Consider the following 25,905-nt stretch of genomic DNA (forward strand, 5'->3'; position numbering starts at 1 on the left):
GAGCCGACCTCCGACCGGAACGCGATCGCCAGCCGGTTCCAGGTGTTGATGGTCGTGATGGCCAGCGTGAGGTCCACCAGCTCCTTCTCGCTGAAGTGCTGCCTGACGCGCTCGTAGAGCTCGTCGGAGACGCCCTCCTGCGACACGAGCGTGAGGGCCTCCGTCCACTCCAGGGCGGCCCGCTCGCGCTCGGTGTAGAACGGCGCCTCGCGCCAGGCGGGCAGCACGTACAGCCGCTGCTCCGACTCGCCTGCCACCCGCGCGTCCTTGCTGTGCATGTCCAGGCAGTAGCCGCAGCGGTTGATCTGCGAGGCCCGCATCCTCACCAGCTCGAGCAGAGACCGCTCGAGACCGCAGCGCCTCACGTAGGCCTCGACCCCGCGTAGCGCCGCGACGCCCTCGCTGCTGACCTTCCCGAACGCGATCCGCACCTGCATCAGACCCACGCCTCCGGCACACACGCTAACCGGGAGCAGACGCGGCCGAAGCGGCTCGTCGCTCGAGCCGTGCAACGTCGCCACAGCCCGATGTTCCACCCCGGGAGGGCTGGGCGCGGCCACGGTTCGCGCAGCGATGGGGACATTCGGCTGGTCCCAGCCGCGCGCCGCCGCCCGATACTGGTCCTGGTCCGGGCGAGGCGGGAAGGGTGCGTGGCCCATGAGCGTGCGAGCTGGAACGGTTGGGACGGCGCAGGACCGGGCGCTGGTCGCCTACGCCACGCGTCTCGGCTCGACCCGTGAGGCCGCCAAGGCGGTGGCCGCGGGCCTGCGCGACGCCGGTCTCGAGGTGGACGTCGCGCCGGCGCGGGACGTCCGCGGCCTCACGGGCTACGGGTTGGTCGTGCTTGGCACGGCGCTGTACGTGGGCCGCTGGCACAAGGACGTGCGCGGCCTCCTGAAGCGCCACCGCGGCGAGCTGACGGGCCGGCATGTGGCCCTCTTCGTGCTCGGCCCCGTGAAGGTCCCGCGCGACGAGGACGAGTGGCGGAGCTCGCGGAGCCAGATGGAGGGGCAGCTCGCGCGCTACCCCTGGCTGCAGCCGGTGAGCTGCGAGCTGTTCGGCGGACGCTTCGACCCGAAGCTGCTGCCGTTCCCGCTCGACCGCCTGGCCGGCGCGGCTCCCGCCTCCGACGCCTTGGACCTCGACGCGGTCCGGGCCTGGGCGAGGGAGCTGGCCGGGAGGCTCCAGACCGTGCAGAGCGCCGTGGCGAGCGCGCCGTAGCGTCGACCTGAGGGGGCCGACTGGAGGCCCCTCGCCGGCGGTCGCCGCCTGGCGCTGGACCCGGGCGCCTCGACAGTCGGCCGGTCAGGAGCGGTCAGCCACGGGCCACGGCGTCTCGGGAACGGGCGTGAGGGGCTCTCCCGTTTCGAACCAGCTTCTCAGGTTCGCGACCAGCAGCTCGCCCATGGCGTCGTGCGTGGGCAGGGAGGCCGAGCCGACGTGCGGGAGCAGCACGACGTTGTCGAGCCCTAGGAAGCGAGGGTCAACGTGCGGCTCGTTGCGGAAGACGTCGAGGCCGGCGGCCATGATCGTCCCGTCCCGCAGGGCCGCGATGAGGGCGTCCTCGTCGACCGTCGACCCCCGCCCGACGTTGACGAACACCCCTTCGGGGCCGAGGGCGCGCAGCACGGCCGCGTCGACGAGCTCGTCCGTGGCAGCTCCCCCCGGTAGGACGGCGATGAGGGTGTCGACCGCCGCCGCCAGCTCGACGGCGCTAGCGACGTACTCGTACGGCGCGTCCGGGACCCGCCGCCTGTTGTGGTAGGCGACGGGCACTCCCATGGCCTCGAGGCGCCTGGCGATGGCCCTCCCGATGCGGCCCAGCCCGAGGATGCCCGCTTTGCGGCCCCGGAGCGACCCGCGCGTGGGTGGGAACTTCCCGAGCCGGGCCCAGTCGCCCGCGCGCACGTAGCGCTCGGCCCTGGCGAGCTCGCGCAAGGTCATGATCAGGAGGCCGATGGTGAGGTCGGCGACCTCCTCGCTCAGCACGTCGGGGGTGTTCGTGACGACGATGCCGCGCTCCCTGGCGTAGGCGAGGTCGATCCCGTCGTACCCGACGCCGAACACCGCCACGATCTCCAGCGCCGGCAGCCTCTCCATGAGCCGGCGGTCGATGGCGGCCTGACCGCCGCGAGCGACCGCCCTGATCCGCGGACCCACCCTCCCCAGCAGCTCCTCCGGGTCGCTCGCCTCGTTCAGGAGGTGCAGCTCGAACAGGCTCTCGAGCCGTGCCCGCGTGCTGGGGTGGATGGCCTCCGGCAGGAGCACGTCGACCTTCGACGCGGGCCTCATCTACGACCCTCCACAGCCGGACGTCTTCGCGTCACGACACAGAAGGTTGTAACCCCGCTCGCGGCGAACTCACACCGTCAACCTGACGATCGGCCGCGTGTCCTTGCGGCGCAGCACCTCCTCGAAGCCCGCGGCGGTGAACATGCCCATCGTGCCGGTGAAGTAGTCGCCAGCGGACCCCGGTCCGTCGACGGGGTAGCCCTCGACGACCTTCGCGCCCATGAACCTCGCGTACTCCACGGCGGCGGCCAGCAGACCTGCGCCGACGCCCCTCCTCCTGTGGCCGACCCTCACGACGAAGCAGTTGATGCACCACGGGTCCGTGTCGTCGACGGCCTTGAGGATCCGCGAACGACCCAGCCGCGGGAAGTCGCTGCGCGGGCCGATCTGGACCCAGCCTACCGGCGTCTCGTCCAGGTAGCCGATCAGCCCCGGCGGGCGGGCGTCGTCGACGAGGTCGTGGAACCTGTCGCAGTTGTCGCGCCTCTCCGGGTAGCCGCCGTCCGGCCGTCGCCAGTACATGCAGAAGCACTGGCGCGCCACGCCCTTCTCGCCGAAGACCGCCCGCATGTCGTCGAAGCGGGCGAGGGTGAGCGGCCGCACCGTCATCGGCCCGGCCGCGGTGGGAGCGGTCGTGGACCAGTCCGCGGCCGCCGCCGCGTCGCGTCCCGACGCGCCTCTGCCTGTCCTCGAAGCCGTCATGCCGGGAACCTAGAACCCAACCCGGTCAGCGGCTGTCCGCGTTGGGGTCGGCGCCGACCGACGCCCCGCTCGGCGCCTGTCCTCGTTGGGGCGCGGGCACGCGGCCTCGCTCGGCTCTCGCCCTCCACCGGAGTCATGTCCGCCCGAGGGGGCCAAGTGTTAACCTCGGTCCCGAACTCCAACCGCTGCAGGGAGGACCCATGAAGCGTCTGCTCATCTCGTTGCTCGTGGCCGTCGGGGGCGTCGCGCTGGCGCAGGAGACCCTGAACGTGGGCCTGCTGCTACCCTTCACGGGCCAGTACGACTGGGTGGGCGCGAACGTCCAGCCCGTGGCCCAGATGATCGCCGACGAGATCAACGAGAGCGGGGGGATCGACGGGGCGCAGGTACGGCTGGTCATCGGCGACACCGAGGGCACGGTGGACGCCGGCTTCACCGCGGCCCAGAAGCTCATCAACGCCGACGGCGTCGTCGCCATCGTCGGCCCCACGTCGCTCTCGCTGGCGGGGAACCAGCAGCTCATCGTCGACACAGGCACGCCGATCGTCTCGCCCACGGCCGGCACCACGGCGCTGGACGCCTTCAACGACCAGTACGTCTTCCGGACGGTGCCGTCCGACTCGCTCGGCGGTAGGGCGATCGCGCGCGCCGCGACCGACGGCCAGTACCTGGGGGGCGACGCCTTCGCGAGGCCGGTGCTCATGGTGGCGAACGCACCGGCGATGATCTCGTTCCAGGACCCCGTGGCCGCGGCTTTCGAGGAGTACGGCACGCCGGTCCTCGCGAACGTCCTCTTCACCCCGGGCAAGACGAGCTACCGCACCGAGGTGCAGGAGGTGCTGGCGAACGACCCCGACGTCATCGTGCTCGTCGCCACCCCCGAGGACTCCGCGCGCGTGATGCAGGCGGCGTTCCAGGCGGGCTACGAGGGCACCTGGTTCGTCACGCAGGACCAGACGACGAGCGACTACATCGAGCTGGCCACCCCCGAGCTCGTCGAGGGCATCTACGGCCTCGAGGAGGTCGCGGCGCCGGAGAGCGCCGACCTGAACGCCGCCTTCCAGGAGCGGTACAAGGCCTACAGCGGCAACGACGTGCAGATCTTCGGCACCAACACCTACGACGCGATGAACGTCGTCGGCCTGGCCATGCTGCGCGCCGCGCTGAGGGACGGCGAGGTCACGCGCGAGACGATCACCGCCAACATCCGCGCGGTCACCGACCCGGGCGAGGGCAAGGTCGTCGTGCACGACTACACCGCCGGCAAGGAGGCGCTCGAGGCCGGCCAGGAGGTCGACTACCAGGGCCTCGTGGGGCCGATCGACTTCGACCGGTACGGCAACATCACGGCGCCCTTCGCGATCAAGCGGGTCGTGAACGGCGAGTGGACGACCGTCACGATCCTCCCGGCCGAGGCGCTGGACTGAGGGACGCGAGGTCCCGGCGACGTGCTGGTGGGATGAGGCGAGCGGCGGCCCGGCCCGCACCGGCCCGCCGCCCGCCTCGGCCGCGCCGCGCGGTCACGACCCGGTCGCCTTCTCCTTGCGCCCACCACCTTGCCGCCCTTCACGGTGGCGCCCCGCTTCCTCGCCCTCACCGCGGCTAGCGTGAACCGGTGACCGAGCTGCTGCAGACGCTGCTCTTCGGCCTGGCCACCGGGGCGGTGATAAGCCTGAGCGCCGTCGGCCTGTCGCTGTCGTACGGGGTCACGCGCTTCATCAACTTCTCCTACGGCGAGCTGCTGACGCTCGGCGCCTACCTGACCTTCGTCGCCGTCTCCCTCGGCCTGCCGGTGCCCCTCGCGGCCGCGGTCGGCATGGTCGTGGTGGGCGTCATCGGCGTCCTGCTGGCCCGCGCGTTCTTCGACCCGATCATCGAGCGCGGCTTCCTCGCGCTCCTCGTCACCAGCGTCGGCCTGGCCTTCGTGCTGCAGAACCTCGTGCGCATGGTCTTCGGCTCGAGCCCGACGCGCTTCCCGTTGCCGCTGATGCGCCCCTGGCGCGTCGGCGAGCTGATCGTCCCCAAGGTGCCCGTGCTGGTGATCGGCATCGCGCTCGTCACGATGCTCGGCGTGCACCTGATGCTGCGCTTCACGCGCATGGGCAAGATGATGCGCGCCACCAGCGACAACGGCCCGCTGGCCCGCGCCTCTGGCATCGCGACGGGCCGCGTCCTCTCGACCACGTGGTTCATCAGCGGGGCCATCGCCGCGCTGGGCGGCGTGCTGCTCGGCATCACTCAGCTCTCGCTGCAGCCGATCATGGGCTGGAGCTTCCTCCTCGTGGTCTTCGCGGCCGTGCTGCTGGGCGGGATCGGCAACCCCTACGGCGCGATGCTCGGCGCGCTGATCGTGGGCCTGGGGATCGAGCTCGGCGTCGCCTACGTCGCGCCCGACTACGGCCACGCCTTCGCCTTCCTGCTCCTCGTCGTCGTGCTCCTCGTGAGGCCGCAGGGCCTGTTGAAGGGGAGCTTCTGATGGCGCTGACGGCGTTCCTCGCCGGCCTGCTCACGCTGGCGCTCATCTACGGCGTGCTCACGCTGGGGCTGCACCTCCAGTTCGGGCTCGCCGGGCTGCTCAACTTCGGCCACGTCGCGTTCTTCGCGGTCGGCGCGTTCACCAGCGCCCTGCTCTCGCTGCCGCCCAAGGGCAGCGAGGCGTACCTGGCGATCGGCGGGCGCTACGAGGTCGGGCTCGGCCTGCCCGTCCCCGTCGCGTTCCTCGCCGCCGGCGTGGCGAGCGGCCTGCTCGCGCTGCTCATCGGCGCCACCAGCGTCCGGCTCAGCTCCCACTACCTCGCCGTCGCGACCTTCGCGATGGCCGAGATCGTGCGCAGCGTGCTCAACAACGAGTCGTGGCTCACGCGCGGGCAGTTCGGCATCTCCGGCGTCCCCCAGCCGCTCAGGGGCGCCTTCGCGACCGGCGACTATCCGTTCGTCTACCTGGCCGTCACCGCGGTGGTCGTGGGGCTGCTGCTGGTCGTGGCCGTGCGGCTCACCGCCTCGCCGTTCGGCCGGGCGCTGCGGGCGGTCCGCGAGGACGAGCCGGCGGCGCGCTCGCTGGGGAAGCCCGCCCCCGGCCTGAAGCTGCGGGCCTTCGCGCTCGGCGGGGTGCTGGCCGGGTTCGCCGGCAGCCTCTGGACCCACTCGCTCGGCATCGTCCACATCGGCCAGTTCGTGCCCATCATCACGTTCCAGGTCTGGCTCGCGCTGCTGCTGGGCGGGCGCGGCAACCCGTTCGGCGCCGTGCTGGGCGCGGTCGTGCTCATGGCGATCACCGAGGGCACCCGCTTCCTCGACGGCCTGCGGTTCCTCGAGCCGCTCACGCGCCGCAACCCCAGCTTCGTGCCGTCCTTGCGCTACGTGGTCATCGGGCTGCTGCTCATCGCGGTGGTGCGCTTCTTCCCGCGCGGCATCATGCCCGAGCGCCTGCGGCGGCCGCCGCGGAGCGTCGAGAGCGGTGAGGCCGGGTGAGGGCGGGCTTCGCCGCGACGAGCGCCGGCGGGGCCGCGGGCACGAGCGCGACCGCGGCGGCCGGCGCGGTCGCCACTGAGGTCAGGCCAGGCGAGCCGCTGCTCCGCCTGCGCGGCCTGTCGCGGTCGTTCGGCGGCCTCAGGGCCGTCGACGGCGTCAGCTTCGACGTCCTGCGCGGCAGCATCACGGGGCTCATCGGCCCGAACGGGGCCGGCAAGTCCACGCTCTTCGACCTCGTCACCGGCGTGACCAGGCCCGACGCCGGCAGCGCGCTCCTCGGCGGGACGGAGCTGGTGGGCAGGAGCCCCGACGCCATCGCGAGGGCGGGCCTCGGCCGCACGTTCCAGACGCCCCGCATCTTCGCCGGCATGTCGGTGTGGGAGAACCTCATGGCGGGCGGCCAGCGGCACCCCGGCGAGGGCGTCCTCGGGAGCCTGCTGCCCGGCCCTGCCGCCCGCGCGCGCGAGCGCGAGCTGGCGGAGCGCGCCGCCGAGCTCCTGCGCTTCCTCGGTCTGGAGCGCCTGGCCGCGGCTCCCGCCGAGGAGCTCTCGGGCGGCCAGCGCAAGCTGCTGACCCTCGGCCGCGCCCTGATGACCGACCCCACGCTCCTGCTGCTCGACGAGCCGGCGGCCGGCGTGAACCAGACGCTCACGCGGACGCTGATGGCGAGGATCTCCGACCTCCGGGACGGCGGCGTGACCGTGCTGGTCGTGGAGCACGACATGGACCTCGTGATGCGCCTGTGCGACCACGTGGTCGTGATGCACCAGGGCCGCGTCCTCGCCCAGGGCGCCCCCGCCGCCGTGCAGCGCGACGAGCGCGTGATCGACGCCTACCTGGGAGGGGCGCTGTGAGCGACCGGCCCGCCCCCTTGCTCGTCGTCGAGGGGCTCGACGCCGGCTACGGGCCGCTCCAGATCCTCTTCGGCGTGTCGCTGCAGGTGGGCGAGGGCGAGCAGGTGCTGGTGTTCGGCCCGAACGGCGCCGGCAAGAGCACGCTGATGAAGGCCCTCCTCGGCCTGGTCACCCCGACCGCCGGCAGGCTCACGTTCCGCGGGGAGTCGATCGCCGGGCTCCCGACCGAGGCGATCGTCAGGCGCGGGGTGGGCTACGTGCCGCAGCTCGACAACGTCTTCGGGTCGATGACCGTGGCCGAGAACCTCGAGATGGGCGGCGCCACGCTGAGCCGGCGGCGCGTCCGGCGGCGCGTCCGGGAGCTCGAGGAGCGCTTCCCCCTGCTCGGCGAGCGCCGCGGCCAGCTCGCGCACACGCTCTCCGGCGGGCAGAGGCAGCTGCTGGCGATGGCCCGCGCCCTGATGCGGGAGCCGAGCCTGCTGCTCGTCGACGAGCCGACGGCCGGCCTCGCCCCCCAGGCCGTGCGCGAGGTCTTCGAGACGATCCGCGCGATCAGCGCGGAAGGTACCGCGGTCCTGATGGTCGAGCAGAACGCGCGCCAGGCGCTCGAGTTCGTCGACCGCGGGGTCGTGCTCGAGAACGGCTCGGTGCGCCTCAGCGGCCCGGCCGCGGAGCTAAGAGGGCGCGACGACATCGCGGCGCTCTACCTCGGCGTGGCGCGGGGGCGATAGCTCCTCGGTCCGCGGGCCCACGTCGACCTCTCCGACCCAAGGCTGGCCGGGGACGCCAGAGCATCACGCGTCTAGCGGGTTCGCGCCCTCACTGGCCCCCGGCGCGCCTCAGCTCCCAGGTCACCGTGGTGGTGACGACCGTGTAGCCGTCGTCCTCCACCGTGGTCTCGCTGCCGCTCAGCACGCCCGGGTCCTCCGGGTCGACGGTCTCGTGGCCGTAGGCCGCGAAGAGGTCCGGTGAGTAAGCTTCGGTGTAGGTACTCGAGCCGTCCTCGTACTCGCCGACGCAATCGGGGCCCGTCCGCGAGGTGGACTCGTAGCTCTGCATCCCCGTCGTCTCGATGTTGGGGGGCTGTGCGTTCACCTGGTAGCTGCCGTCGTCCGCCACCTGGACGTACACGACGGTGGACCCCGAGCCCGTGGCCGAACCGCTCTCCGTGGTCGTGGTGACGGACTCGTGCGCCTGCCAATCCTCGCCGCAGTTCAGCCACGAGGCGATGACGGTGTGCGCGCTGCGGTCGAAGTCCACCTCGCCCTCGAACTGAGCCGTGTAGCTGTACGCCAGGCCGGCGCCCGTGACGGTCCAGGTCTCGTTGGTGGTCGTCACGAAGTCGAGCGTGCCGTCCGTCGTCTTCACGCGGCCGTCGCAGCAGGGGGTCTCCTCGTGATACGCGTCGTGGATCGCGCTCTCCCTGGTGAGCGTAATGGTCCCGGTCCACTCCGGCTCGCAGGCGAGCTCCGGGTCGTAGGGGTCGTAGACGCTGGGGTCGCCGCCGAGGAGCTGGTTGAGGCGCGCCGCCGCCAGGACCTCCGGGAACCGCACCGGGTCCGCCTGGTTCACGCACGGCTCGGTCGCCTCCCGCCAGCAGTTCTCGGCGCCCTCCACGACGGCGCCGAGCACCTCCGCCGTCTCGGCCGAGAACACGTCCTCCTTGCCGACCAGCGCGACGGCGCGGTTCCAGCCCAGCACCTTCGACGCGTTCTCCTTGGCGTAGGCGCAGTCGAGCCTGATCTGCTGCAGCATCGGCTGGACCACCTTCTGGAAGTAGGTGCGGAGGACCGCCTCGAGCTTCCGGTCGAGGTCGGGGTCGCCGGGCAGGCCGGCGAGCTGCGCCTCGCGCTCGGTCTGCAGGAGCTCGGCGAGCATCTGGTTCAGCCCGCTCTCCCAGTCGGCGGGCATGAACTCGACCGGGTCCTCGACCAAGATGGGACCGACCTCGCTGAAGAACGCGCCGTGCTCGGAGAAGTGCATCAGGCTCAGCCTGACCCCCTCGCCCGGGACCAGCGGCTGGAGGTGGAACTCCTGGCCGCCCCCGAGCGTGCCGAAGCCCGCGACGTGCTCGCCGGCGCCCGCGGAGGCACGATCTCGAGGGTCGCGGTGTCGTAGAGCCTCAGGCCGTCGGGCTCCAGGGCGACCCCGCGCGCGGCGCCCGCGAGCGGCGCGCCGTCGACAGACGACAGCGGCGTCATCGTGATCGTCGTGTCCGCGAGCAGGGCCGTCGCGGGGACGGTGAGGCGGTACTGGGTCCCGTCGGCAACGGTGACGCTCAGGGTCCCGCCGTCGGTGGGCACGGTCTGGGTGACCGCCAGGGCGTCGTCCGCCACGACCGTCACGTCGAGCGGCTGCGCCGGCGGGATGGGGACGGTGTCGCGGGGGTCGTCGCCGCCCGGCGTCGGCCCGCCGCAGGCTGCGAGCGAGGCGCCCAGCAGCGCCGCGGCGGCGAGTCCCAGGAACGGAACGTGCCTACCTCTCACGGTCATCCGGACCTCCGATGGCGGGGAGGTTAACCGAACGACCGTTAACGGGGCGCGAACGGGTCACGCCCGGGGGAGCCGGGCCGCGCCGCCAGAGGCCTCGCCGTCAGCCGCTCTCAGCCCGGCTCAGCCACCGCGCCACGGACGCGACCCAGAGGAGCCCGAGGTAGATGGCGAGGCGCTCGGCCGCGCCGCTCCAACGCGCCCACGCGACGCCCGCGTAGTCGAGCGAGACGAGCACCGCCGTCAGGACGAAGGCCAGCGCGATCGCGATCCCGGCGGCCGGGCCGAAGCGCGCCCACTGGGGCGAGTCGCCCAGCGCGCGCAGGAACCTCGGGCTGAGGAACGCGCTCACCGCCATGGCGAGGACGAAGACGGGGCCCGCCACGTCGTGCACCCGGCCGGCCAGCGTCGGCGCGTCGGGCTGCGGCGTCGCGGGCGGGTAGCCGAGCGACGGGTCCATGGGGAAGACCGCGGCGACCAGGAGGGCGACCGCGGCGACGACGAGGGCCGTAGCGTAGCCGCTCCTGCTCTCTGCGCGGCGGGCGGCCGCGAACAGGGACGCCCCGTGCGCGAGCAGCAGGGCGGCGGCCGCCAGGAGCGAGACCGTCCCGATCCAGCCCAGGTCGCCGAGCGCGCGGTGGCTCACCCAATGACGCAGCGGCGAGTAGCCGGGCCGCAGGAGCGCGTCGGCGAGGTCGACGAGGACGAACCCGACCGCGGCGACGACGCCGGCGCCGAGCCCGAGGCGGGCCGCCGGGGCGTCGGGGAGGGCCGTTCTGCTAGATGTGGTCAGCGTCATGTGACCTCCTCCATTCATCTGCGTTGACACAGATACTGCGTATACTCAGACATGTCAAGGAGGTACGAACGTGCAAGCCCACCCGCTCGAGGCGTTGACCCCCGTCTACCGGCGCTACCTGGCGGCCGTCGTGCTGTTCCACCAGCGGGCGGCGAGCGTCGCGGGGATCGGCACGACCGACTACCAGGCGAGCAGCCTGCTGGCGCTGCGGCCGTCCTGGACGACCGGTGAGCTGGGTGCCGCGCTAGGGCTGACCAGCGGCGCCGCCACGCGCCTCGTCGACAGGCTGGTGGAGTCGGGCGTCGCCCGGCGCGTGGCCGACGAGGGGGACAGGCGGAAGGTCCGCATCGAGCACACGGGCCGCATCGACCCCGGTCTGCGGGCGGCGCTAGAGCGGGTGCGCGAGCCCATAGCGGACGCGATCTCCGGGCTCGACGAGCACCAGCGGGACGGCCTGCGCCTCTACTTCGAGGCGGCCGCCGAGGCCTTCGAGGCCGCCGCGGGTGAGATGGGAGAGTGAGAGACGCCCGCCGGCACGCGCCGCCCCTCGGGTTCAGCCCCGGTAGGCGTCGCGCCGCGGCAGGCGCCACCAGTCGCGGGTGAACAGCGCGAAGACGGTGACGACCTCCAGGCGACCGGCGTACATGTCGAACGTGAGCAGCCCGCGGGCGACGGGGTGGAGCTCGGCGAAGCTGAGCATCGGGCCGACGTCCTCGAGGCCCGGCCCGATGTTGCCGATGCAGGCGATGCTGGCGGTGAAGGCCGTGACGTAGTCGGCGCCCAGCAGCACCAGCGCGGCCGTGCTGACCGCGAAGAGCAGCACGTAGAGTGTCATGAACGCCGCCACGGACCTCACGACCTCCTCGGGCACGATGCCGCGCCCCAGCCGCACGGGCAGGACGGCGCGCGGGTGGAGGGTGCGGAAGACCTCCTGGCCGGTCTGGCGCAGGACGATCAGCCACCTCACGACCTTGATGCCGCCCGAGGCGCTGCCCGCGCTGCCGCCTATGAACATCAGCGCGATGAGGATCACCTGGGCGGGGGCGGCCCACAGGGCGAAGTCGACGCTGGCGAAGCCCGTGGTCGTGATGATCGACACGGTCTGGAACAGCGCGTGCCTCACCGAGTCGCCGAAGGCGTACTGGCCGCGCAGCAGGTAGACGAGGCAGGCGGAGGCGGCGAGGACGGTCAGCAGGTAGGCGCGGAACTCGGGGTCCTTGAGCAGCGCGCCGGAGCGGCGCACGTAGAGCCGGTACTGCAGGGCGAAGTTGGCGCCGGCCAGGAACATGAACACCACCGCGACCCAGTGCACCGCCTCGGGCTCGAACGCCTGGAACGACAGCGCCCGGGTGCTGAAGCCCCCGGCGGCCAGCGTCGAGAAGGCGTGCGCGACGGCGTCGAAGAGGCTCATGCCGGCGGCCCGGAAGGCCAGGACGCAGGCCAAGGTGAGGCCGCCGTACACGCCCAGCAGCATCATCGCGGTGTCGCGGAGCCTAGGCGTCAGGCGCTCGTCGGTGGGCCCCGGCGCCTCCGCGGTGAAGACCTGCCGGCCGGCGATGGCGAGCTGCGGGAACACCGCGATGAAGACGAGGATGATGCCGATGCCGCCCACCCAGTTCATGAACGCCCGCCACATGAACATGGAGAGCGGGAAGGTGGCGAAGTCCTGCAGGACCGTGGCGCCGGTCGTGGTGAAGCCGCTCATCGCCTCGAAGAGCGCGTTCACGGGCGTGAAGTACCCGGACACGTAGAGCGGGACCGCGCCGAAGGCGGGGACGACGAGCCAGGTGAGGATCACGGTCAGCAGCGCCTCGCGGCGCGACGGCTCGCCGCGGGCGCTGCCCAGCCGCCTGAGCGCGTAGCCGGCGAGCAGGGCGAGGAGGGCCGTGGCGAGGAAGCCGCCGGGAGGCTCGTGGAGGACCCGGGCGTAGGCGACGAAGCCGAGCTGGACGGCCGCGAGGCCGAGCAGCACGGTGCCCAGGGCGTAGGGGGCGAAGCGCCCCCGGTAGCGCCTCGGGCCGATCAGGTCGGGCGGTCGGCTGAGCATCGCGCGCGAGGGCGACGAGTGCACGCGCCAACATACTCCCGCGGCGGCTCGGGAGGGCCCGGCCTCAGGCCGGGGCGAGGGCGAGGCTCTCGAGGAAGAGGCGGTGCAGCCTGTCGTCGCCCGAGAGCTCGGGGTGGAACACGCCGGCCCAGACGCGTCCCTGGCGCACCAGCACGGGGTCGCCGTCGAGCCTCGCGAGCACCTCGACGCCCTGCCCCACCCGCACGATCCGCGGCGCCCTGATGAACGGCACGCAGACCGGGGAGGCGAGGCCGGCCACTGCGAGCTCGGCCTCGAACGAGGCGACCTGCCGACCGTAGTCGTTGCGGGCGACGGCGATGTCGATGAGCCCCAGCCGGGGCTGCTCCGGGTAGCCGACGACCTCCTTGGCGAGCACGATCGCGCCGGCGCAGGTGCCCCACAGGGACCCGCCGGCGGAGGCGAAGCCGGAGAGCGCCTCGTCGAGGCCGTAGGTGACCAGCAGCTTGGCGATCGTGCTCGACTCGCCCCCCGGCATGACGACGCCCGACAGGCCCGCTAGGTGGCCCGGCAGGCGCACCTCGACGACCTCCGCCCCCAGCCTCTCGAGGGCCTGGCGGTGCTCGCGGAAGGCGCCCTGCAGCGCCAGCACGCCGACGCGGGTCATGGTCGCGCTTCCCTGCTTGCGCGCCTCACCAGCCGCGGCTCGCGAGCAGCTCCTCCTCGGCGAGCTTGTCGATCTCGATGCCCACCATCGCCTCGCCCAGGCCCTTGGAGACCTCGGCGATGATCGCGGGGTCCTGGTAGTGGGTGACGGCCTTGACGATCGCCTCGGCGCGCCGGAACCAGGCCTGGCGGCGCTTGGCCTCGTCGACCTCGCCGGGCGCCGACTTGAAGATGCCAGAGCCGACGAACACGCCCTCGACGCCGAGCTGCATGAGAAGCGCCGCGTCGGCGGGCGTGGCGACGCCGCCGGCGGCGAAGTTCACGACCGGCAGCTTGCCGTGCTCGTGCACGTAGACGACGAGGTCGTAGGGCGCGCCGATCTGCTTGGCGTAGGACATGAGCTCCTCGCGCGGCATGGCCTGCACCGCGCGGATCTCACCGAGGACGGCACGTGCGTGCCTGACGGCCTCGACGACGTTGCCCGTGCCGGCCTCGCCCTTGGTGCGGATCATCGCGGCGCCCTCGCCGATGCGCCTGAGCGCCTCGCCGAGGTTCGTGGCGCCGCAGACGAACGGCACCGTGAACGCGTGCTTGTCGATGTGGTGGGCCTCGTCGGCGGGGGTGAGGACCTCGGACTCGTCGATGAAGTCCACGCCGATGGCCTGCAGCACCTGCGCCTCGACGAAGTGGCCGATGCGCACCTTCGCCATGACGGGTATCGAGACGGCCGCCATGATCTCCTCGATCAGGGCCGGGTCCGACATGCGGGCGACGCCGCCCTGCGCGCGGATGTCGGCGGGGACGCGCTCCAGCGCCATGACGGCGACGGCGCCGGCCTGCTCGGCGATGCGCGCCTGGTCGGCGGTGACGACGTCCATGATCACGCCGCCCTTGAACATCTCCGCGAAGCCGGTCTTCACCCGCGGCGTGCCGGTCTGCCGCAGGGGCTGGTCCTGGTTATCGCCCGCTGTGCCGCTCATCCCTCGCACTCCTTACCGCCCCGTGCCGCCGGCGCAAGGGTACGCGCGAACGTCGCCGGCGGACGCCCCGGGAGCCGTGCCACTTATACCGCCGCCGGAGCCGTCGGTCCGCATCGCCTGCGCTGGAGGACGAGAGGGGCATGCGGCGACGGGCCCGGTCACAGGGGCGGGCCTCGCCCACGAGGGCCCCGAACGCCTAGCTAGGCCGCGCTCGCTGGCCGCTCCACGCGACGGCGTCGCGCTGCGCGTCGGGCGACGACCTGTCGGCGTCGGGCTCGCGCCGCTGCGCGGTGAAGGCTCCCTTCAGCCGGCGCCAGGCGAACCTGACCGCCGGGTTCTGCGACCGGGCGTACCACTCCTTCAGCCGCAGCACGTTCCTGGTCCAGGCGTACCAGCCGAGGAGCCCCGCCAGGGACGGGAAGAAGCCCCTGCCCTCGCAGTAGGCCTCGGCCTCGGAGGCCAGGACGAGGCGCTCGAGCGTGCGGACGACCCGGCGGTCCGCGCCGACGCGGCGGGCGAGCTCCAGGTTCTCCCTGATGAAGCTGACGTCGTTCTCGTCGTCGTGCCTCAGCCGCCGCGCGTAGTCGGGCGGCAGCTCGGGCGGGAAGGTCGGGGCCGAGCTCAGGCGCCCCAGCAGTTGCAGCGTCAGCATCGTCCTCACGCACTTGCTGCACCGACCGCAGTTGTCTGGACCCCCGTCGTTCTCGGTGCACACCCGCAGGTGCTGGACCGCCAGCGGCTCGTCGACGAGGAGCCCCGCGATCTTGTCGACGCGCGCGGCCTCCGCCCCGTCGTGGACGATCCGCACTAGCTCGGAGGACCACAGGCGGTCCGTGAGGGGCGTGCTCCCCCAGGGGAGCATGTCGCGGTAGGGGTGCGTCGAGGGGACCAGCGCCGCCCCGAGGCCCCGACCGAGCGAGTGGGCCACGCTCGCCAGCCCCGCGCCGTGGAGGTGGCGGCTCCAGTCGAGGGGGAAGACGTCGCGCAGGTTCGTCCAGCCGATGATGGTCTTCTTGCCCGTCGCCGCGGCGACCTGCTCGACGCGCCGCACGACGGGCTCGTGCTGCCCCCTGCCGTAGGTGGAGAGCGGCTTCTCCACGCCGAGGACGTAGATCAGGTAGCCGAGCATCGCGTCGTTGGCCGGCTTGAGGAGGGTGTAGAAGGAGTCGACGCCGAGCGAGAAGAAGCTGGCGCTGGCGCCGGCATCCACGCGCGACGGCGACGCCTCCTCGGCGGTCACCTCGACCTCGGAGAGCTCCTCCGGGTACCACTGCGAGAAGACGGCCTGGAGCTCCCGGGCGCCGCGCAGCAGGTCGGCCGAGACGGGCGCGTCGAGCCTCAGGGGCTCGGCGTAGAGCATCGACGCCACGAGCAGGACCGGGAAGAACGCGTCGGCCGACTCCCGCACGAACGGCCGGAGGTCCTCGCCGTACTCGAAGTACACCTCGACCGTCCCGGGTCGCCCGCGCCGCTCGACCCAGCCGGACAGCCGCACGCGGCCGTCCCTCGAGGCCGTCTCCAGGCCGACAAGCCGCATCGCGATCTCCTCCCCATGGCCCGAGCCGCGCTGAAGGGTCGCGGCGCCACCTTCCGGCGCCGCCAGCGCGGCGACGGGCCACCGAACGCCTTCGTCGGGGGCGAGGCTAGCAGCGGGTCGTTACCGTTCTGTAACGCGGGCGGCTGAGTTGAGGAGGGGCGGCCGAACGGCCGGCGGCGTCCTGCGACCTCACGGCGGCGAGGGACGGGCGGCTCACGCGGCCGAGCGGGTGGCCGCGTCCGGCAGGGGCAGGGTCATGTAGAAGGAGCTCCCCGAGCCCAGCGCGCTCTCGAAGCCGATCCGCCCGCCCATCGCCTCGACGAGGCCCTTCGCCACGGTGAGGCCCAGCCCGCTGCCGTGGCCGCGGCGGCTGCGCGCCGCGTCGGCCTGGTAGAAGCGCTCGAAGACGAACGGCTTGTGCTCCTCGGCGATCCCCTCGCCGGTGTCGGTCACGTAGAGCCTGACCTCGCCCCCGTCCGCCCTCGCGCCCAGCGTCACGCTGCCGCCCGCGGGCGTGTGGCGCAGGGCGTTCGAGAGGAGGTTGGAGAGGACCTGGATCATGCGGTCGCGGTCCACGTAGACCTCGGTCCGCGGGCCCGCGTCCTCGAGCCTCAGGTCCACGCCCTTGTCCTCGAAGACCGTCGTGAAGCGGTCGTAGGCGTCGAACAGGAGGTCGCCGGTGCCGCAGAGGGTGGGCCGCAGACCGACAGCGCGGGCGTCGAGCCTCGCCACCAGGAACAGGTCCTCCACGACGCGGCGCATCGCCTTCACCTCGCGGTTGATCGCCGCCGAGCCGGCCTGCGGTGACAGCACCCCGTCCGACATCGCCTCCCCGTAGCCCTGCAGGGCCGAGAGGGGCGTGCGCAGCTCGTGAGCGATGCTGGCGACCAGCTCGTTCCTCGACCGCTCGTGGCGCTCCAGCGCCTCGGCGAGCTGGTTGAAGTGCCGCGCGATCTCCGCCAGCTCGTCGCTCCCCGTCACCTTGAGGCGCTTGTCGTAGCGCCCCTCGGCCAGCTCACGGCTGGCGCGCGCCGTCCTGTCCACCACCTTGGCGATGCGCCGCGCCTCCAGGTAGGCCGTCGCGGCGGCCAGCAGGAGCGCCAGCGGCAGCGACGAGAGGAAGGCGCGGACCATCGTGCGCTGGTGCCCGTAGCTGAGCTGCTGGCGCAGCGCGATGCCGTCCTCCGTCGGCTCGACGAGGAGCTCGACGTGGTCGCGGTAGAAGAACGGTGACACGACGCCGGCCAGGACGATCAGCGACACGCTCACGACCAGGACGACGAGCAGGTGGCTCAGGAGGATGCGGGTGAACAGCCGCATCAGGCCTCCTTGAAGCGGTAGCCCACGCCGTGGACCGTCTCGATGAACGTGGGCCGCTCGGCCTCGTCGCCCAGCTTCCTGCGCAGGGCGGCGATGCGGACGTCCACCACCCGGGTCACGCCGGGGAAGTCCGGCCCCCACACCTTCTCGAGGAGCCGCTCGCGGTGCCAGACCATGCCGGGGTGCCGCGCCAGGACCAGCAGCAGGTCGAACTCGAGCCGCGTGAGCGGGACGGGCTGACCGTCGCGGTGGACCTCGCGGCTGGCGGAGCGGATCACCAGGCCGCCGTGGCGCAGCTCGTCGCTGGCCCCGCTGCGCCTCAGCAGCGCCTTCACGCGCGCCACGACCTCGCGCGGGCTGAACGGCTTGACCACGTAGTCGTCGGCGCCGATCTCGAGGCCGCGCACGCGGTCCTCCTCGCCGCCGCGCGCGCTGAGCATGAGGATCGGCAGCGACGGGCGCTCCTGCCTCAGGACGTCGGCGACGCGCCAGCCGTCAGTGCCGGGCAGCATCAGGTCGAGGATCACCAGCTCGGAGCCGGCGGCGAGGTCGAGCGCGCCGTCGCCCGTGGCCGCCTCGGCGACCTCGAAGCGCTCGTGCCGCAGGTACGACCTCAGCACCTCGCGGGTCGCCGGGTCGTCGTCGACGATCAGGATCCTGTGCATGAGGCCTCCGCCCCGACCCTCCCGGTCACGCCCCCATGAGCGACGCGCAACGCCTCTCCTCCGCGCTCCCCGGATTCTAGAGGCGCTCGGCCGATGCGGCGGTCTACGCGTCACTCGGAGGCGGCGATGCCCGGACGCGGGGCGCGACGCTCTCACCTCCGCACTCCCGCAGCTCGTTGATCCACAGGCTCATGCCCTCGCTGTCGGCCTCGCGGTAGCACAGCGACTCGCTGAACCTGGGGAGGCCCGTCACCTCGTCGAAGCGCACGACAGGAACACCGAACGAGGTCAGCTCGAAGTAGTGGCGGTAGGCGCGTCCGGCGTCGTGGGTGAAGCGGAACCGGGCAGGGAACGCGATGCCGCCGACCGTCATCCGCCCGCGGCCGCTGGTCACGGCCGACGTGCGCACGGGGACGGCGTCGCCGTAGAGGGCCGCGTAGAAGCGGGCCACCGGCGTGGGGAGCCCCGCGGGCGGGGGCAGCGTCTCGGTAGCGCCGGCGGACGCGCGCCCCCGGGGGCAACGCAGGCGACCCGTGCCGTTCGTTAGTACTCGGTGAGACGCGCCTGTTAAGCTGGTGTGAGCCTTGACTCCGCACGCCGACCCTCAGAGCCAGGCTGCGCAGGGGGAAGCCTCGCTCGTCGTCTTCGAGCTCGACGGTGACAGGTACGCCCTCGACGCCGCCATCGTCGACCGCGCCACGCGGGCGGCGCGCCCGACCGCCTTGCCGGGCGCTCCGCCCGTCGTCCTCGGCATCGTCGACGTCCACGGGGACGTGGTGCCGGTGCTCGACGTGAGGCAGAGGTTCGGCAAGCCGCGGCGCCCCATCGCCGCCGACGACGTCCTGGTCCTCGCCAGGACCGAGCGGCGGCCGGTCGCTCTGCTCGTCGACGCCGTCGACGGCGTCGAGTCGGTGCCGCGGGCGGCGATCGAGGTCGCCCGCGAGGTCCTGCCGGGGACGGACCTCGTCGCGGGCGTCGCGACCCTCGGAGACGGGCTGGTCCTCGTGCACGACCTCGAGAGGTTCCTGTCTCTGGACGAGCAGGCGGAGCTGGACCGCGCGCTGAACGAGCTTGGGGGACGCCGGGATGACGCGCGCGCTGACTGAGGACCTCGCCGCCGGCGTCAGCTCCCTCGTCGCCGCGCGGCTGGGCCTGGCCTTCCCGCCCAACCGCACGCGCGAGCTGGAGCAGGGCCTCAGCGAGGCCGCGCGCGAGTCGGGCAGCCGGAGCGTGGCCGCGTTCGCCGAGCGGTTGCTCGCCGCGCCGGTGGGCGCCGCCGAGCTGCGCCGCCTCGGACGGCACCTCACGATCGGCGAGACGTACTTCTTCAGGGACGCCGAGCTGTTCCGCGCCCTCGAGACCCAGGCGCTCCCGCGGCTGATCCGCGAGCGCGCCGGCACGACGCGCCGCCTGCGGCTCTGGAGCGCCGGCTGCTCGACGGGCGAGGAGGCCTACTCGCTGGCGATCCTCCTGGCGCGCCTGCTGCCGGTCCAGGACGGCTGGTCGGTCTCGATCGTGGGGAGCGACGTGAACCCCGCGGCCGTCCGCGTCGCCGAGGCGGGCGTGTACGGCGAGTGGTCGTTCCGGGCGACGCCCGACTGGGTGAGGCGTCGCTACTTCGTCGCCGTGGGGCGGAACGAGGTCCAGGTGGCGCCCTGGCTGCGCGAGCGCGTGAGGTTCACGGTCCACAACCTCGCCGAGGACCCGTACCCGGCGGGCGGGCCCGGGGCCGTCGACCTCGTCCTCTGCCGCAACGTGCTCATGTACTTCGCGCCCGGTCAGGCCCGGCGCGTCGTCCAGCTCTTCGGCTCCGTGCTGGCCGCGGACGGCTGGCTCGTCCCGAGCCCCTACGAGGCCTCCCCGGAGCTCTTCCGCGGCCTCGAGCGCGACAGGTCGGTCGACGTGCCCATGTACCGGCTTCCCGGGCGGGCCGAGCGCGCGCGGACCTCGCCGGCCGAGCGGGCGCGTACAGCGCTGGCCGACCGCGCGGGACCGGGCGCGGCCGCGCGCCCTACGCCGCCGCGACCCGCCGCTCCGGACACCGAGCCGCCGCGGTCGGGGACCGCCCCGCGCCCTCCGCGCCGCGCGGCCCCCGCGGGCGCCCGTCGCCTGCCCGCCGCGCCGAGGAGGGCCGCGAGCGGGGCCCGGCGGCCCGCCGCGCCCGAACGGCCCGTGAGCGGGGTCCCGCGTACCGCACCGACCGCGGACGGCGCCGCGCTGCTACGCCTGGCCAAGGAGGCGGCCGACAGGGGGAGCGTCGACCGCGCGGCCGACCTCTGTGCCGCGGCCATCGCGTCCGCCCGGGGCGACCCCAGGGCGCGCTACCTGCTGGCGACAGTCGAGCTCGAGCGCGGCAGCCCCGAGCGGGCGGCGCGCGCCCTGAGCGAGGCGATCTACCTGGACCCCGACTTCGTCCTCGCCCACGTCGCGCTGGCCTGCCTGCGGAGCGCGCAGGGCCGCCGCGCCGACGCGCGCCGCTCCTACGCCGCCGCCCTCGCCCTGCTGCACGCCAGGCCGCCGCACGAGGAGGTCGAGGGGTCCGAGGGCCTGACCGTCCTCGACCTCATCACCCTCGTCGACGTCGCCATGTCCGAGCTGGACGGCCGCGCACCGACGGCCCGCGCCGCCGTGGGCCCGGCCGGATGAGCCGCCCCGGGCGCACGGGAGGCGCGGAGGCGAGCCAGAGCCGCGCGGAGTGGTGGGACTCCGTCAAGGCCCGCCTGGCCGCGGCGACGAGGGAGCCGACCCCAGAAGAGGTGGGCAGGCTGCTGGCCGCGCGGGCGCGCGAGCTCGCCGCGCCGCTGGAGCCGGAGCGGGCGACCGGCGAGCTGCTTGACCACCTGGTGGTGGCGGTGGCCGGCGGCAGGTTCGCCGTCCCCGCCGCGTACGTGGGAGCCGTGCTGCCGCTCGGCCGCGTGACGCGCCTGCCCGGGACGCCGCCGTTCGTCCTGGGGCTCGCTCACCACCGCGGCGACGTGGTCTCTGTCCTCGACGCCGGGCGCCTCCTGGGCGTCTCCGGGGCGCGTCCCCCGGAGGGCGGCTTCCTCGTGCTGCTGCAGGAGGGAGAGATGCGCTTCGGCCTGGCCGTCGAGGACGTCCCCGGCGTGGAGGCGCTGGGGCGGGACGAGGTCGAGCCCGTACCGGCCGGCTCGGGCTGGGGCGGCGCCTACGCCTCCGGGGTCGCGCCCGGCGGCCTCGTCGTGCTCGACGCCGCGCGCCTGCTGGGCGACGAGGCCCTGATCGTCGGACATGACACCTTCCACCCTGCCCAGGAGGAGCAGACGACATGACCATCAGCCGCAGGTTGTTCCTCGGGTACGCCGTCGTGCTCGCGGTCTTCGCCCTCGTCACGGCGATCGCGATCTACAGCGTCAACGGCATACGCGCGCAGTACGAGGAGCTGAGCACGCGCGCCGAGCGCGCCGCCGACGTCGCGAACACCCTGGCGCTGCGCGTGCGCGACCAGGTGATCGACTTCCGCGGCGTCCTCCTCTACCCCTCCCTCGCCGCAGAGTTCCGGGAGGGCCTGGCGACGGCTCGCGCCGAGTTCGACGCCGCCCTGGAGTCGCTCCGCCAGCTCGGCCTGACGCCGCAGGAGGAGGCCCTCCTCGAGGAGATCGCCGCCCGCGAGCGGGAGCTGGCAGAGGGCCAGGACCGCTTCCTCGCGGAGGCGGTGACCGGCGACGACGGCGGGGTCGAGCGCTCGGAGGTGGAGCTCGCGGGACCCACCTCTGCCGTGCTCGACCTGGTCGGCGAGCTCCGTTCGCTGCAGGCCCAGGAGGTGGGCGACGCGCGCGTGGCGACGGCGCGGGCGGTCCGGTCGATCACCATCACGATGCTCGTCGTGGGCGGCATCGCCATCGTCGTGGGCCTGGCCACGGCCTTCTACCTCGGCCGGGCGATCACGAGGCCATTGAGGGAGGGCGTACTGCAGCTCACCGCCGCGGCCTCGCAGATCCTGGCCACGACCGCCGAGGTCGCCGCCGCCACGGCCGAGAGCGCCGGAGCCGTGAGCGAGACGACGGCGACGGTCGAGGAGGTGAAGCAGACCTCCCAGGTCGCGACGGACAAGGCCAAGCAGGTCGCCGACAGCGCGCGCCGCATGTCGGAGGTCGCGCAGGCCGGGCGGGACTCCATCGAGCGGACGATCGACGGCATGCACGACATCCAGGAGCAGATGAGCCTGATCGCCAGCACGATCGTGCAGCTCGCCGAGCAGAGCCAGGCCATCGGCGAGATCGTCGCCACCGTCAACGACCTGGCCGAGCAGTCCAACCTGCTGGCCGTGAACGCGGCGATCGAGGCGACGCGGGCGGGCGAGCACGGCAAGGGCTTCGCGGTCGTGGCGCAGGAGGTCAAGAGCCTGGCCGTCCAGTCGAAGCAGGCCACGGCCCAGGTGCGCACGCTGCTCGCCGACGTGCAGAAGGCGACCAACGCGGCGGTACTCGCCGCCGAGCAGGGCGACAAGGCCGTCGAGACCGGCGTCAAGCAGACGCTGGCGACCGGCGAGGTCATCAACACCCTGGCCGAGACCGTCGCCGCGGCGGCCGACGCGGCCACGCAGATCGTCGGCTCGAACCAGCAGCAGATGGTCGGCATGGACCAGGTCGCGCTGGCCATGGAGAACATCAAGCAGGCGAGCTCCCAGAACGTCGCGGGGACGCGCCAGGCCGAGGCCGCGGCGCGCGACCTGCAGGAGCTCGCCAAGAGCATCCGCAGGCTCATCTCGACAGAGGAGGCCTGACCCCGCCGAGGCGGCGGTAGCGAGATGAGCGACGCGGAGCTACTGAGGCGCCTCCTGGCGACCTTCTCCGCCGAGGCGGAGGAGAGGCTCGCCGCGATGTCAGCCGGCCTGTCGGCCCTGGCGGCCGGGGACCGCGATGCCGTCGAGTCCCTGTTCAGGGAGGCCCACAACCTCAAGGGCGCCGCGCGCGCCGTGAACATGACCGGCTTCGAGGCGGTCTGCCAGGCGCTCGAGAGCGTCCTCTCCGACGTCAAGCGCGACCGCCTGGCCGTCACGGCGGAGCTGACCGCCCTGCTGCAGCAGTCCGTCGACGAGCTGACGGCGATGCTCGCGGCCGGCGACACGGACACGCAGGCGGTCGAGCGCCTCGTGGGACGCCTCGAGGGAGCCGTCACGGGCGCCTGGGTCGAGCCCGCGGTCGGCGCCGTCGACGCGGCGCACGCCCTCGTGCCGCTCGCGCCCGAGCCGAGCGCGCCGGCGGCGGCGAGCGAGGCGCGGCGGGGCGGCGCGTCGCGCACGACCCAGGGCTCGGTGCGGGTCTCCACCGCGAAGCTCGACGAGGTGCTGTCGGACGTCGAGGCCCTCATGGAGCCCCGCCTGGAGGCCGAGCGCCTGGCCGCCCAGCTGGGGGAGGCGGTAGCTGCGGCCGTCGCCGCGGACGAGGAGCGGGCGCGGGCGCGCGCCGTGCTCCGCGACCTCGAGCGCCGGCTGCCCCCGGACGGCGAGGGCCTGGCGGCAGCGCTGCGCCGGGCCGCGGCGCTCCTCGAGCCGCCGCGCGGACGCGACCGGCTGGGTGCGCGGCTGGCGCAGCTCGCGCACGCGGCCGAGGACCACGCCCGCACCCTCCGCCGGCTCGGCACCAGCCTCTACGCCGACGTCAGGGAGCTCCAGGCCGTCGCCTTCTCGACCGTCCTCCAGCCGCTGGCGCGCACGGTCCGCGAGATGGCCCGCGCCCGGGGCAAGGACGTGAGGCTGGCGTTGGAGGGGGCGGACATCAGGGTCGACCGCGGGGTCCTCGAGGCGGTTAGGGACCCCCTGCTGCACCTGCTGCGCAACGCCGTCGACCACGGCATCGAGGCGCCCGAGGTCCGCGCCGCCGCCGGCAAGCCGCGGCAGGGCACGGTCCGCGTCGGCGTGGCGCCCAGGGACGGCGCGACGGTCGAGGTCGTCGTCGCCGACGACGGCGCCGGCATCGACCTGGACGCGCTGCGCCGGGCCGCCGCCGACCTCCTGGGCGTAGCTGACCGGGCCGACCTCACGGAGCGCGACCTCATCGAGCTCGCCTTCCGCTCCGGCGTCACGACCAGCCCGGTCATCACCGACCTCTCGGGCCGCGGCCTGGGGCTCGCGATCGTCCGCGAGCGCGTCGAGCAGGTAGGGGGGCGCGTGGAGGTCGAGACGAGGGCCGGCCGGGGCACGGAGTTCAGGCTCACGCTGCCGCTGGTGCTCGCCACGTTCAGGGGCGTGGTGGTCCGCCTCGGCGAGGACGCGTTCGTGGTCCCGTCCGCCGGCGTGGACCGGGTCCTGAGGGTGCGCCCCGACGACCTGCACGGCGCCGGCGACCGCCGGACCGTCGAGGTTGACGGCGCGCAGGTCGGCTGGGCGAGGCTCGACCAGCTGCTCGGCCTGCCGGCGACCGAGGCGGCGGGGGCGGAGTGGTCCGTCGCCGTCGTGGTCGCTGGTCCGCCGCGGGTGGCGCTCGAGGTCGACGAGGTCATCGAAGAGCGCGAGGTGGTCGTGAAGCCCCTGGGCCCGCAGCTGAGGCGCGTCAGGCACCTCGCCGGTGCCACCGTCCTGCCCGACGGTCGGGTGGCTCCGGTCCTGAACGTCCCGGACGTCCTCCAGGCGCTGAGCACGGCCGTCAGGGCGACCGGCCGGCCGGAGCGCGCGGGCCGGGACGACGCCGACGGGGCGCCCCGGCGCGTGCTCGTGGTCGAGGACTCGATCACCTCGCGCTCGCTGTTCAAGGGGATACTGGAGGCCGCCGGGTACAGGGTCACCACGGCCGTCGACGGGATCGACGCGTTCCTGAAGCTGGAAGCGGAGCCGATAGACCTGATCGTCACCGACGTCGACATGCCGAGGCTCAACGGCCTCGAGCTCACCGCCCGCGTCCGCGCCGACAAGCGCTTCGCCGAGCTGCCCGTCATCCTCATCACGAGCCTGGGCTCCCCGCTCGACGTCGAGCGGGGCGTCGAGGCCGGCGCGAACGCGTACATCGTCAAGAGCGAGTTCGACCAGCGCGGCATGCTCGACACGGTGCGGCGGCTGATCGGATGAACGGGCGGCTCAGGGTGCTGGTGGTCGAGGACTCGCCGGTGGCGCGCGAGCTGCTCGTGCACGTGCTGGGCGCGGACCCGCGGCTCACGGTCGTGGGCACCGCCGCCGACGGCGAGCAGGCCGTGGACGCCGTGCGCCGCCTGCGGCCCGACGTCGTCACGATGGACCTGCACATGCCGCGGATGAACGGCGTGCAGGCGACGAAGCGGATCATGGAGACGCAGCCCACCCCGATCGTCGTCGTGAGCGGGAGCGTGGAGCCGGTGGAGGTGGCCACGGCGATGGCCGCGATCGAGGCCGGCGCCCTCGTCGCCGTGCCCCGCCCGCCGGGCCCCGGTCACCCGGACCACCGCGCCTCGGCCGAGTCGCTCCGCAGGACCGTGAGGCTGATGGCGGAGGTCAAGCCGGTGCGTCGCTGGCCGGAGGAGCGCAGGTCCCGCGCGGCCGCTCGCGCCGCCGGCCCGGCGGGCGCCCTCGCCAGGGGAGCGCGCGTGCGCGCGGTGGGCATCGGTGCGTCGACTGGCGGCCCGCCGGCGCTGCGCACCGTCCTCGCCGCGCTGGGCTCGGGGCTCCCCGTGCCGGTCCTCGTCGTGCAGCACATGTCGCCCGGGTTCATCGAGGGGCTCGCCAGGTGGCTGGAGGACGCGACCGGCCTGCCGGTCCGCGTCGCGTCCGACGGCGACAGGCTCGTCGCCGGGCACGTCTACCTCGCCCCCGACGAGCGGGAGATGGGCGTGACCCCGGAGGGTCGCGTCGCCCTCACGTCGAGCGCGGCGCGCCCGGGCCTCAGGCCCTCTGTGGGCCACCTGTTCCGCTCGCTGAGGGACGTGTACGGGGCCGGGGTCGTGGGCGTGCTGCTCACGGGCATGGGCAGGGACGGCGCCGCGGAGCTCAGGGAGCTGAGGGAGGCGGGCGCCGTCACCATCGCGCAGGACCAGGCGTCGTCGGTGGTCCACGGGATGCCGGGGGAGGCGATCCGCCTCGATGGGGCCAGCCACGTGCTGCCACTCGAGGAGATCGGGCCGGCCGTGAGGCGCCTCGCGACGGCGACGGGACCGGGAAGGCAGGGGTAGGGATGGA

26 protein-coding genes are annotated in these 25,905 nt (G+C 73.6%); 13 read left to right on the top strand and 13 right to left on the bottom strand.

Going from position 1 to position 25,905, the window contains the following annotated elements:
- On the bottom strand, positions 1 to 437 hold a 437-nt coding region (locus VF202_09280; GenBank protein HEX7040292.1), incomplete at its 3' end, for a carboxymuconolactone decarboxylase family protein.
- 220 nt (positions 438 to 657) lie between these two features.
- Between VF202_09280 and VF202_09285 the strand changes: the two genes are divergently transcribed.
- Positions 658 to 1,221 (top strand): flavodoxin domain-containing protein, encoded by a 564-nt coding sequence (locus VF202_09285; protein HEX7040293.1) that lies wholly within the window; start codon positions 658 to 660, stop codon positions 1,219 to 1,221.
- An 84-nt stretch (positions 1,222 to 1,305) separates the two neighbouring features.
- Here VF202_09285 and VF202_09290 read toward each other — a convergent pair whose 3' ends face one another.
- Together VF202_09290 and VF202_09295 are read right to left on the bottom strand one after the other, a co-directional pair.
- Positions 1,306 to 2,292 (bottom strand): 2-hydroxyacid dehydrogenase, encoded by a 987-nt coding sequence (locus VF202_09290; GenBank protein ID HEX7040294.1) that lies wholly within the window; start codon positions 2,290 to 2,292, stop codon positions 1,306 to 1,308.
- Positions 2,293 to 2,361: 69 nt separating this feature from the next.
- Positions 2,362 to 2,994: a GNAT family N-acetyltransferase gene (locus VF202_09295; protein ID HEX7040295.1), complete on the bottom strand. Its 633-nt coding sequence runs from the start codon at positions 2,992 to 2,994 to the stop codon at positions 2,362 to 2,364.
- Between the two features lie 200 nt (positions 2,995 to 3,194).
- Between VF202_09295 and VF202_09300 the strand changes: the two genes are divergently transcribed.
- From VF202_09300 to VF202_09320, 5 genes are all read left to right on the top strand, one after another.
- A complete protein-coding gene (locus VF202_09300; GenBank protein ID HEX7040296.1) occupies positions 3,195 to 4,421 on the top strand; it encodes an ABC transporter substrate-binding protein in 1,227 nt (408 codons plus the stop codon).
- Between the two features lie 188 nt (positions 4,422 to 4,609).
- Positions 4,610 to 5,470 carry a branched-chain amino acid ABC transporter permease gene (locus VF202_09305; protein ID HEX7040297.1) on the top strand — a complete coding sequence of 287 codons (861 nt, stop codon included), beginning with the start codon at positions 4,610 to 4,612 and terminating at the stop codon, positions 5,468 to 5,470.
- Positions 5,470 to 6,465: a branched-chain amino acid ABC transporter permease gene (locus VF202_09310; protein HEX7040298.1), complete on the top strand. Its 996-nt coding sequence runs from the start codon at positions 5,470 to 5,472 to the stop codon at positions 6,463 to 6,465. The genes VF202_09305 and VF202_09310 overlap by 1 nt, the downstream gene beginning before the upstream one ends.
- Entirely contained in the window at positions 6,462 to 7,319 is an 858-nt protein-coding gene (locus tag VF202_09315; GenBank protein HEX7040299.1) for an ABC transporter ATP-binding protein, read from the top strand. Before VF202_09310 ends, VF202_09315 begins: the two co-directional genes overlap by 4 nt.
- Positions 7,316 to 8,050 carry an ABC transporter ATP-binding protein gene (locus tag VF202_09320; GenBank protein HEX7040300.1) on the top strand — a complete coding sequence of 245 codons (735 nt, stop codon included), beginning with the start codon at positions 7,316 to 7,318 and terminating at the stop codon, positions 8,048 to 8,050. Before VF202_09315 ends, VF202_09320 begins: the two co-directional genes overlap by 4 nt.
- Before the next feature lie 88 nt (positions 8,051 to 8,138).
- Here VF202_09320 and VF202_09325 read toward each other — a convergent pair whose 3' ends face one another.
- The 3 genes from VF202_09325 to VF202_09335 all read right to left on the bottom strand — a co-directional run bounded on the left by VF202_09325 (position 8,139) and on the right by VF202_09335 (position 10,607).
- Positions 8,139 to 9,302 carry a hypothetical protein gene (locus VF202_09325; GenBank protein HEX7040301.1) on the bottom strand — a complete coding sequence of 388 codons (1,164 nt, stop codon included), beginning with the start codon at positions 9,300 to 9,302 and terminating at the stop codon, positions 8,139 to 8,141.
- A 5-nt stretch (positions 9,303 to 9,307) separates the two neighbouring features.
- A complete protein-coding gene (locus VF202_09330) occupies positions 9,308 to 9,811 on the bottom strand; it encodes a hypothetical protein (GenBank protein HEX7040302.1) in 504 nt (167 codons plus the stop codon).
- 100 nt (positions 9,812 to 9,911) lie between these two features.
- On the bottom strand, positions 9,912 to 10,607 hold the full coding sequence (locus tag VF202_09335; protein ID HEX7040303.1) for a DUF998 domain-containing protein: 696 nt from the start codon (positions 10,605 to 10,607) through the stop codon (positions 9,912 to 9,914).
- Between the two features lie 70 nt (positions 10,608 to 10,677).
- Between VF202_09335 and VF202_09340 the strand changes: the two genes are divergently transcribed.
- On the top strand, positions 10,678 to 11,127 hold the full coding sequence (locus VF202_09340; protein HEX7040304.1) for a MarR family transcriptional regulator: 450 nt from the start codon (positions 10,678 to 10,680) through the stop codon (positions 11,125 to 11,127).
- Between the two features lie 33 nt (positions 11,128 to 11,160).
- Here VF202_09340 and VF202_09345 read toward each other — a convergent pair whose 3' ends face one another.
- The 7 genes from VF202_09345 to VF202_09375 all read right to left on the bottom strand — a co-directional run bounded on the left by VF202_09345 (position 11,161) and on the right by VF202_09375 (position 18,252).
- A complete protein-coding gene (locus VF202_09345) occupies positions 11,161 to 12,678 on the bottom strand; it encodes a TrkH family potassium uptake protein (protein ID HEX7040305.1) in 1,518 nt (505 codons plus the stop codon).
- Positions 12,679 to 12,718: 40 nt separating this feature from the next.
- Positions 12,719 to 13,300: a pyridoxal 5'-phosphate synthase glutaminase subunit PdxT gene (gene pdxT / locus VF202_09350; protein HEX7040306.1), complete on the bottom strand. Its 582-nt coding sequence runs from the start codon at positions 13,298 to 13,300 to the stop codon at positions 12,719 to 12,721.
- Between the two features lie 25 nt (positions 13,301 to 13,325).
- A complete protein-coding gene (gene pdxS, locus VF202_09355; protein HEX7040307.1) occupies positions 13,326 to 14,279 on the bottom strand; it encodes a pyridoxal 5'-phosphate synthase lyase subunit PdxS in 954 nt (317 codons plus the stop codon).
- 196 nt (positions 14,280 to 14,475) lie between these two features.
- Complete coding sequence (locus tag VF202_09360) at positions 14,476 to 15,816, bottom strand: hypothetical protein (protein ID HEX7040308.1); 1,341 nt, start codon at positions 15,814 to 15,816, stop codon at positions 14,476 to 14,478.
- A gap of 213 nt (positions 15,817 to 16,029) precedes the next feature.
- Positions 16,030 to 17,136 carry a HAMP domain-containing sensor histidine kinase gene (locus tag VF202_09365; protein ID HEX7040309.1) on the bottom strand — a complete coding sequence of 369 codons (1,107 nt, stop codon included), beginning with the start codon at positions 17,134 to 17,136 and terminating at the stop codon, positions 16,030 to 16,032.
- Positions 17,136 to 17,801 (bottom strand): response regulator transcription factor, encoded by a 666-nt coding sequence (locus tag VF202_09370; protein ID HEX7040310.1) that lies wholly within the window; start codon positions 17,799 to 17,801, stop codon positions 17,136 to 17,138. The genes VF202_09365 and VF202_09370 overlap by 1 nt, the downstream gene beginning before the upstream one ends.
- 103 nt (positions 17,802 to 17,904) lie before the next feature.
- On the bottom strand, positions 17,905 to 18,252 hold the full coding sequence (locus VF202_09375; GenBank protein HEX7040311.1) for a hypothetical protein: 348 nt from the start codon (positions 18,250 to 18,252) through the stop codon (positions 17,905 to 17,907).
- Between the two features lie 133 nt (positions 18,253 to 18,385).
- Between VF202_09375 and VF202_09380 the strand changes: the two genes are divergently transcribed.
- From VF202_09380 to cheB, 6 genes are read left to right on the top strand one after another with little or no spacing between them, the layout of a single operon-like run.
- Positions 18,386 to 18,907 (top strand): chemotaxis protein CheW, encoded by a 522-nt coding sequence (locus tag VF202_09380; protein HEX7040312.1) that lies wholly within the window; start codon positions 18,386 to 18,388, stop codon positions 18,905 to 18,907.
- Positions 18,888 to 20,447: a CheR family methyltransferase gene (locus tag VF202_09385; protein HEX7040313.1), complete on the top strand. Its 1,560-nt coding sequence runs from the start codon at positions 18,888 to 18,890 to the stop codon at positions 20,445 to 20,447. Before VF202_09380 ends, VF202_09385 begins: the two co-directional genes overlap by 20 nt.
- A complete protein-coding gene (locus VF202_09390) occupies positions 20,444 to 21,091 on the top strand; it encodes a chemotaxis protein CheW (GenBank protein HEX7040314.1) in 648 nt (215 codons plus the stop codon). The genes VF202_09385 and VF202_09390 overlap by 4 nt, the downstream gene beginning before the upstream one ends.
- On the top strand, positions 21,088 to 22,545 hold the full coding sequence (locus tag VF202_09395) for a methyl-accepting chemotaxis protein (GenBank protein ID HEX7040315.1): 1,458 nt from the start codon (positions 21,088 to 21,090) through the stop codon (positions 22,543 to 22,545). Before VF202_09390 ends, VF202_09395 begins: the two co-directional genes overlap by 4 nt.
- A gap of 24 nt (positions 22,546 to 22,569) precedes the next feature.
- Entirely contained in the window at positions 22,570 to 24,825 is a 2,256-nt protein-coding gene (locus VF202_09400; GenBank protein HEX7040316.1) for a response regulator, read from the top strand.
- The gene (gene cheB, locus VF202_09405) at positions 24,822 to 25,898 is read left to right on the top strand and encodes a chemotaxis-specific protein-glutamate methyltransferase CheB (GenBank protein ID HEX7040317.1); all 1,077 of its coding nucleotides are present in this window, start codon (positions 24,822 to 24,824) and stop codon (positions 25,896 to 25,898) included. The genes VF202_09400 and cheB overlap by 4 nt, the downstream gene beginning before the upstream one ends.
- The last annotated feature ends 7 nt before the right edge of the window (positions 25,899 to 25,905 follow it).

The sequence above is a fragment of the Trueperaceae bacterium genome, assembly GCA_036381035.1.
Taxonomy (GTDB): Bacteria; Deinococcota; Deinococci; order Deinococcales; family Trueperaceae; genus DASRWD01.

Coding starts and splice junctions, on each gene's coding strand:
- VF202_09390 (HEX7040314.1), top strand. CDS start 20,444: ATGAGCCGCCCCGGGCGCACGGGAGGCGCGGAGGCGAGCCAGAGCCGC.
- VF202_09300 (HEX7040296.1), top strand. CDS start 3,195: ATGAAGCGTCTGCTCATCTCGTTGCTCGTGGCCGTCGGGGGCGTCGCG.
- VF202_09310 (HEX7040298.1), top strand. CDS start 5,470: ATGGCGCTGACGGCGTTCCTCGCCGGCCTGCTCACGCTGGCGCTCATC.
- VF202_09335 (HEX7040303.1), bottom strand. CDS start 10,607: ATGACGCTGACCACATCTAGCAGAACGGCCCTCCCCGACGCCCCGGCG.
- VF202_09385 (HEX7040313.1), top strand. CDS start 18,888: ATGACGCGCGCGCTGACTGAGGACCTCGCCGCCGGCGTCAGCTCCCTC.
- VF202_09360 (HEX7040308.1), bottom strand. CDS start 15,816: ATGCGGCTTGTCGGCCTGGAGACGGCCTCGAGGGACGGCCGCGTGCGG.
- pdxT (HEX7040306.1), bottom strand. CDS start 13,300: ATGACCCGCGTCGGCGTGCTGGCGCTGCAGGGCGCCTTCCGCGAGCAC.
- VF202_09330 (HEX7040302.1), bottom strand. CDS start 9,811: ATGACCGTGAGAGGTAGGCACGTTCCGTTCCTGGGACTCGCCGCCGCG.
- cheB (HEX7040317.1), top strand. CDS start 24,822: ATGAACGGGCGGCTCAGGGTGCTGGTGGTCGAGGACTCGCCGGTGGCG.
- VF202_09290 (HEX7040294.1), bottom strand. CDS start 2,292: ATGAGGCCCGCGTCGAAGGTCGACGTGCTCCTGCCGGAGGCCATCCAC.
- VF202_09370 (HEX7040310.1), bottom strand. CDS start 17,801: ATGCACAGGATCCTGATCGTCGACGACGACCCGGCGACCCGCGAGGTG.
- VF202_09365 (HEX7040309.1), bottom strand. CDS start 17,136: ATGCGGCTGTTCACCCGCATCCTCCTGAGCCACCTGCTCGTCGTCCTG.
- VF202_09285 (HEX7040293.1), top strand. CDS start 658: ATGAGCGTGCGAGCTGGAACGGTTGGGACGGCGCAGGACCGGGCGCTG.
- VF202_09400 (HEX7040316.1), top strand. CDS start 22,570: ATGAGCGACGCGGAGCTACTGAGGCGCCTCCTGGCGACCTTCTCCGCC.
- VF202_09325 (HEX7040301.1), bottom strand. CDS start 9,302: ATGCACTTCTCCGAGCACGGCGCGTTCTTCAGCGAGGTCGGTCCCATC.
- VF202_09295 (HEX7040295.1), bottom strand. CDS start 2,994: ATGACGGCTTCGAGGACAGGCAGAGGCGCGTCGGGACGCGACGCGGCG.
- VF202_09395 (HEX7040315.1), top strand. CDS start 21,088: ATGACCATCAGCCGCAGGTTGTTCCTCGGGTACGCCGTCGTGCTCGCG.
- pdxS (HEX7040307.1), bottom strand. CDS start 14,279: ATGAGCGGCACAGCGGGCGATAACCAGGACCAGCCCCTGCGGCAGACC.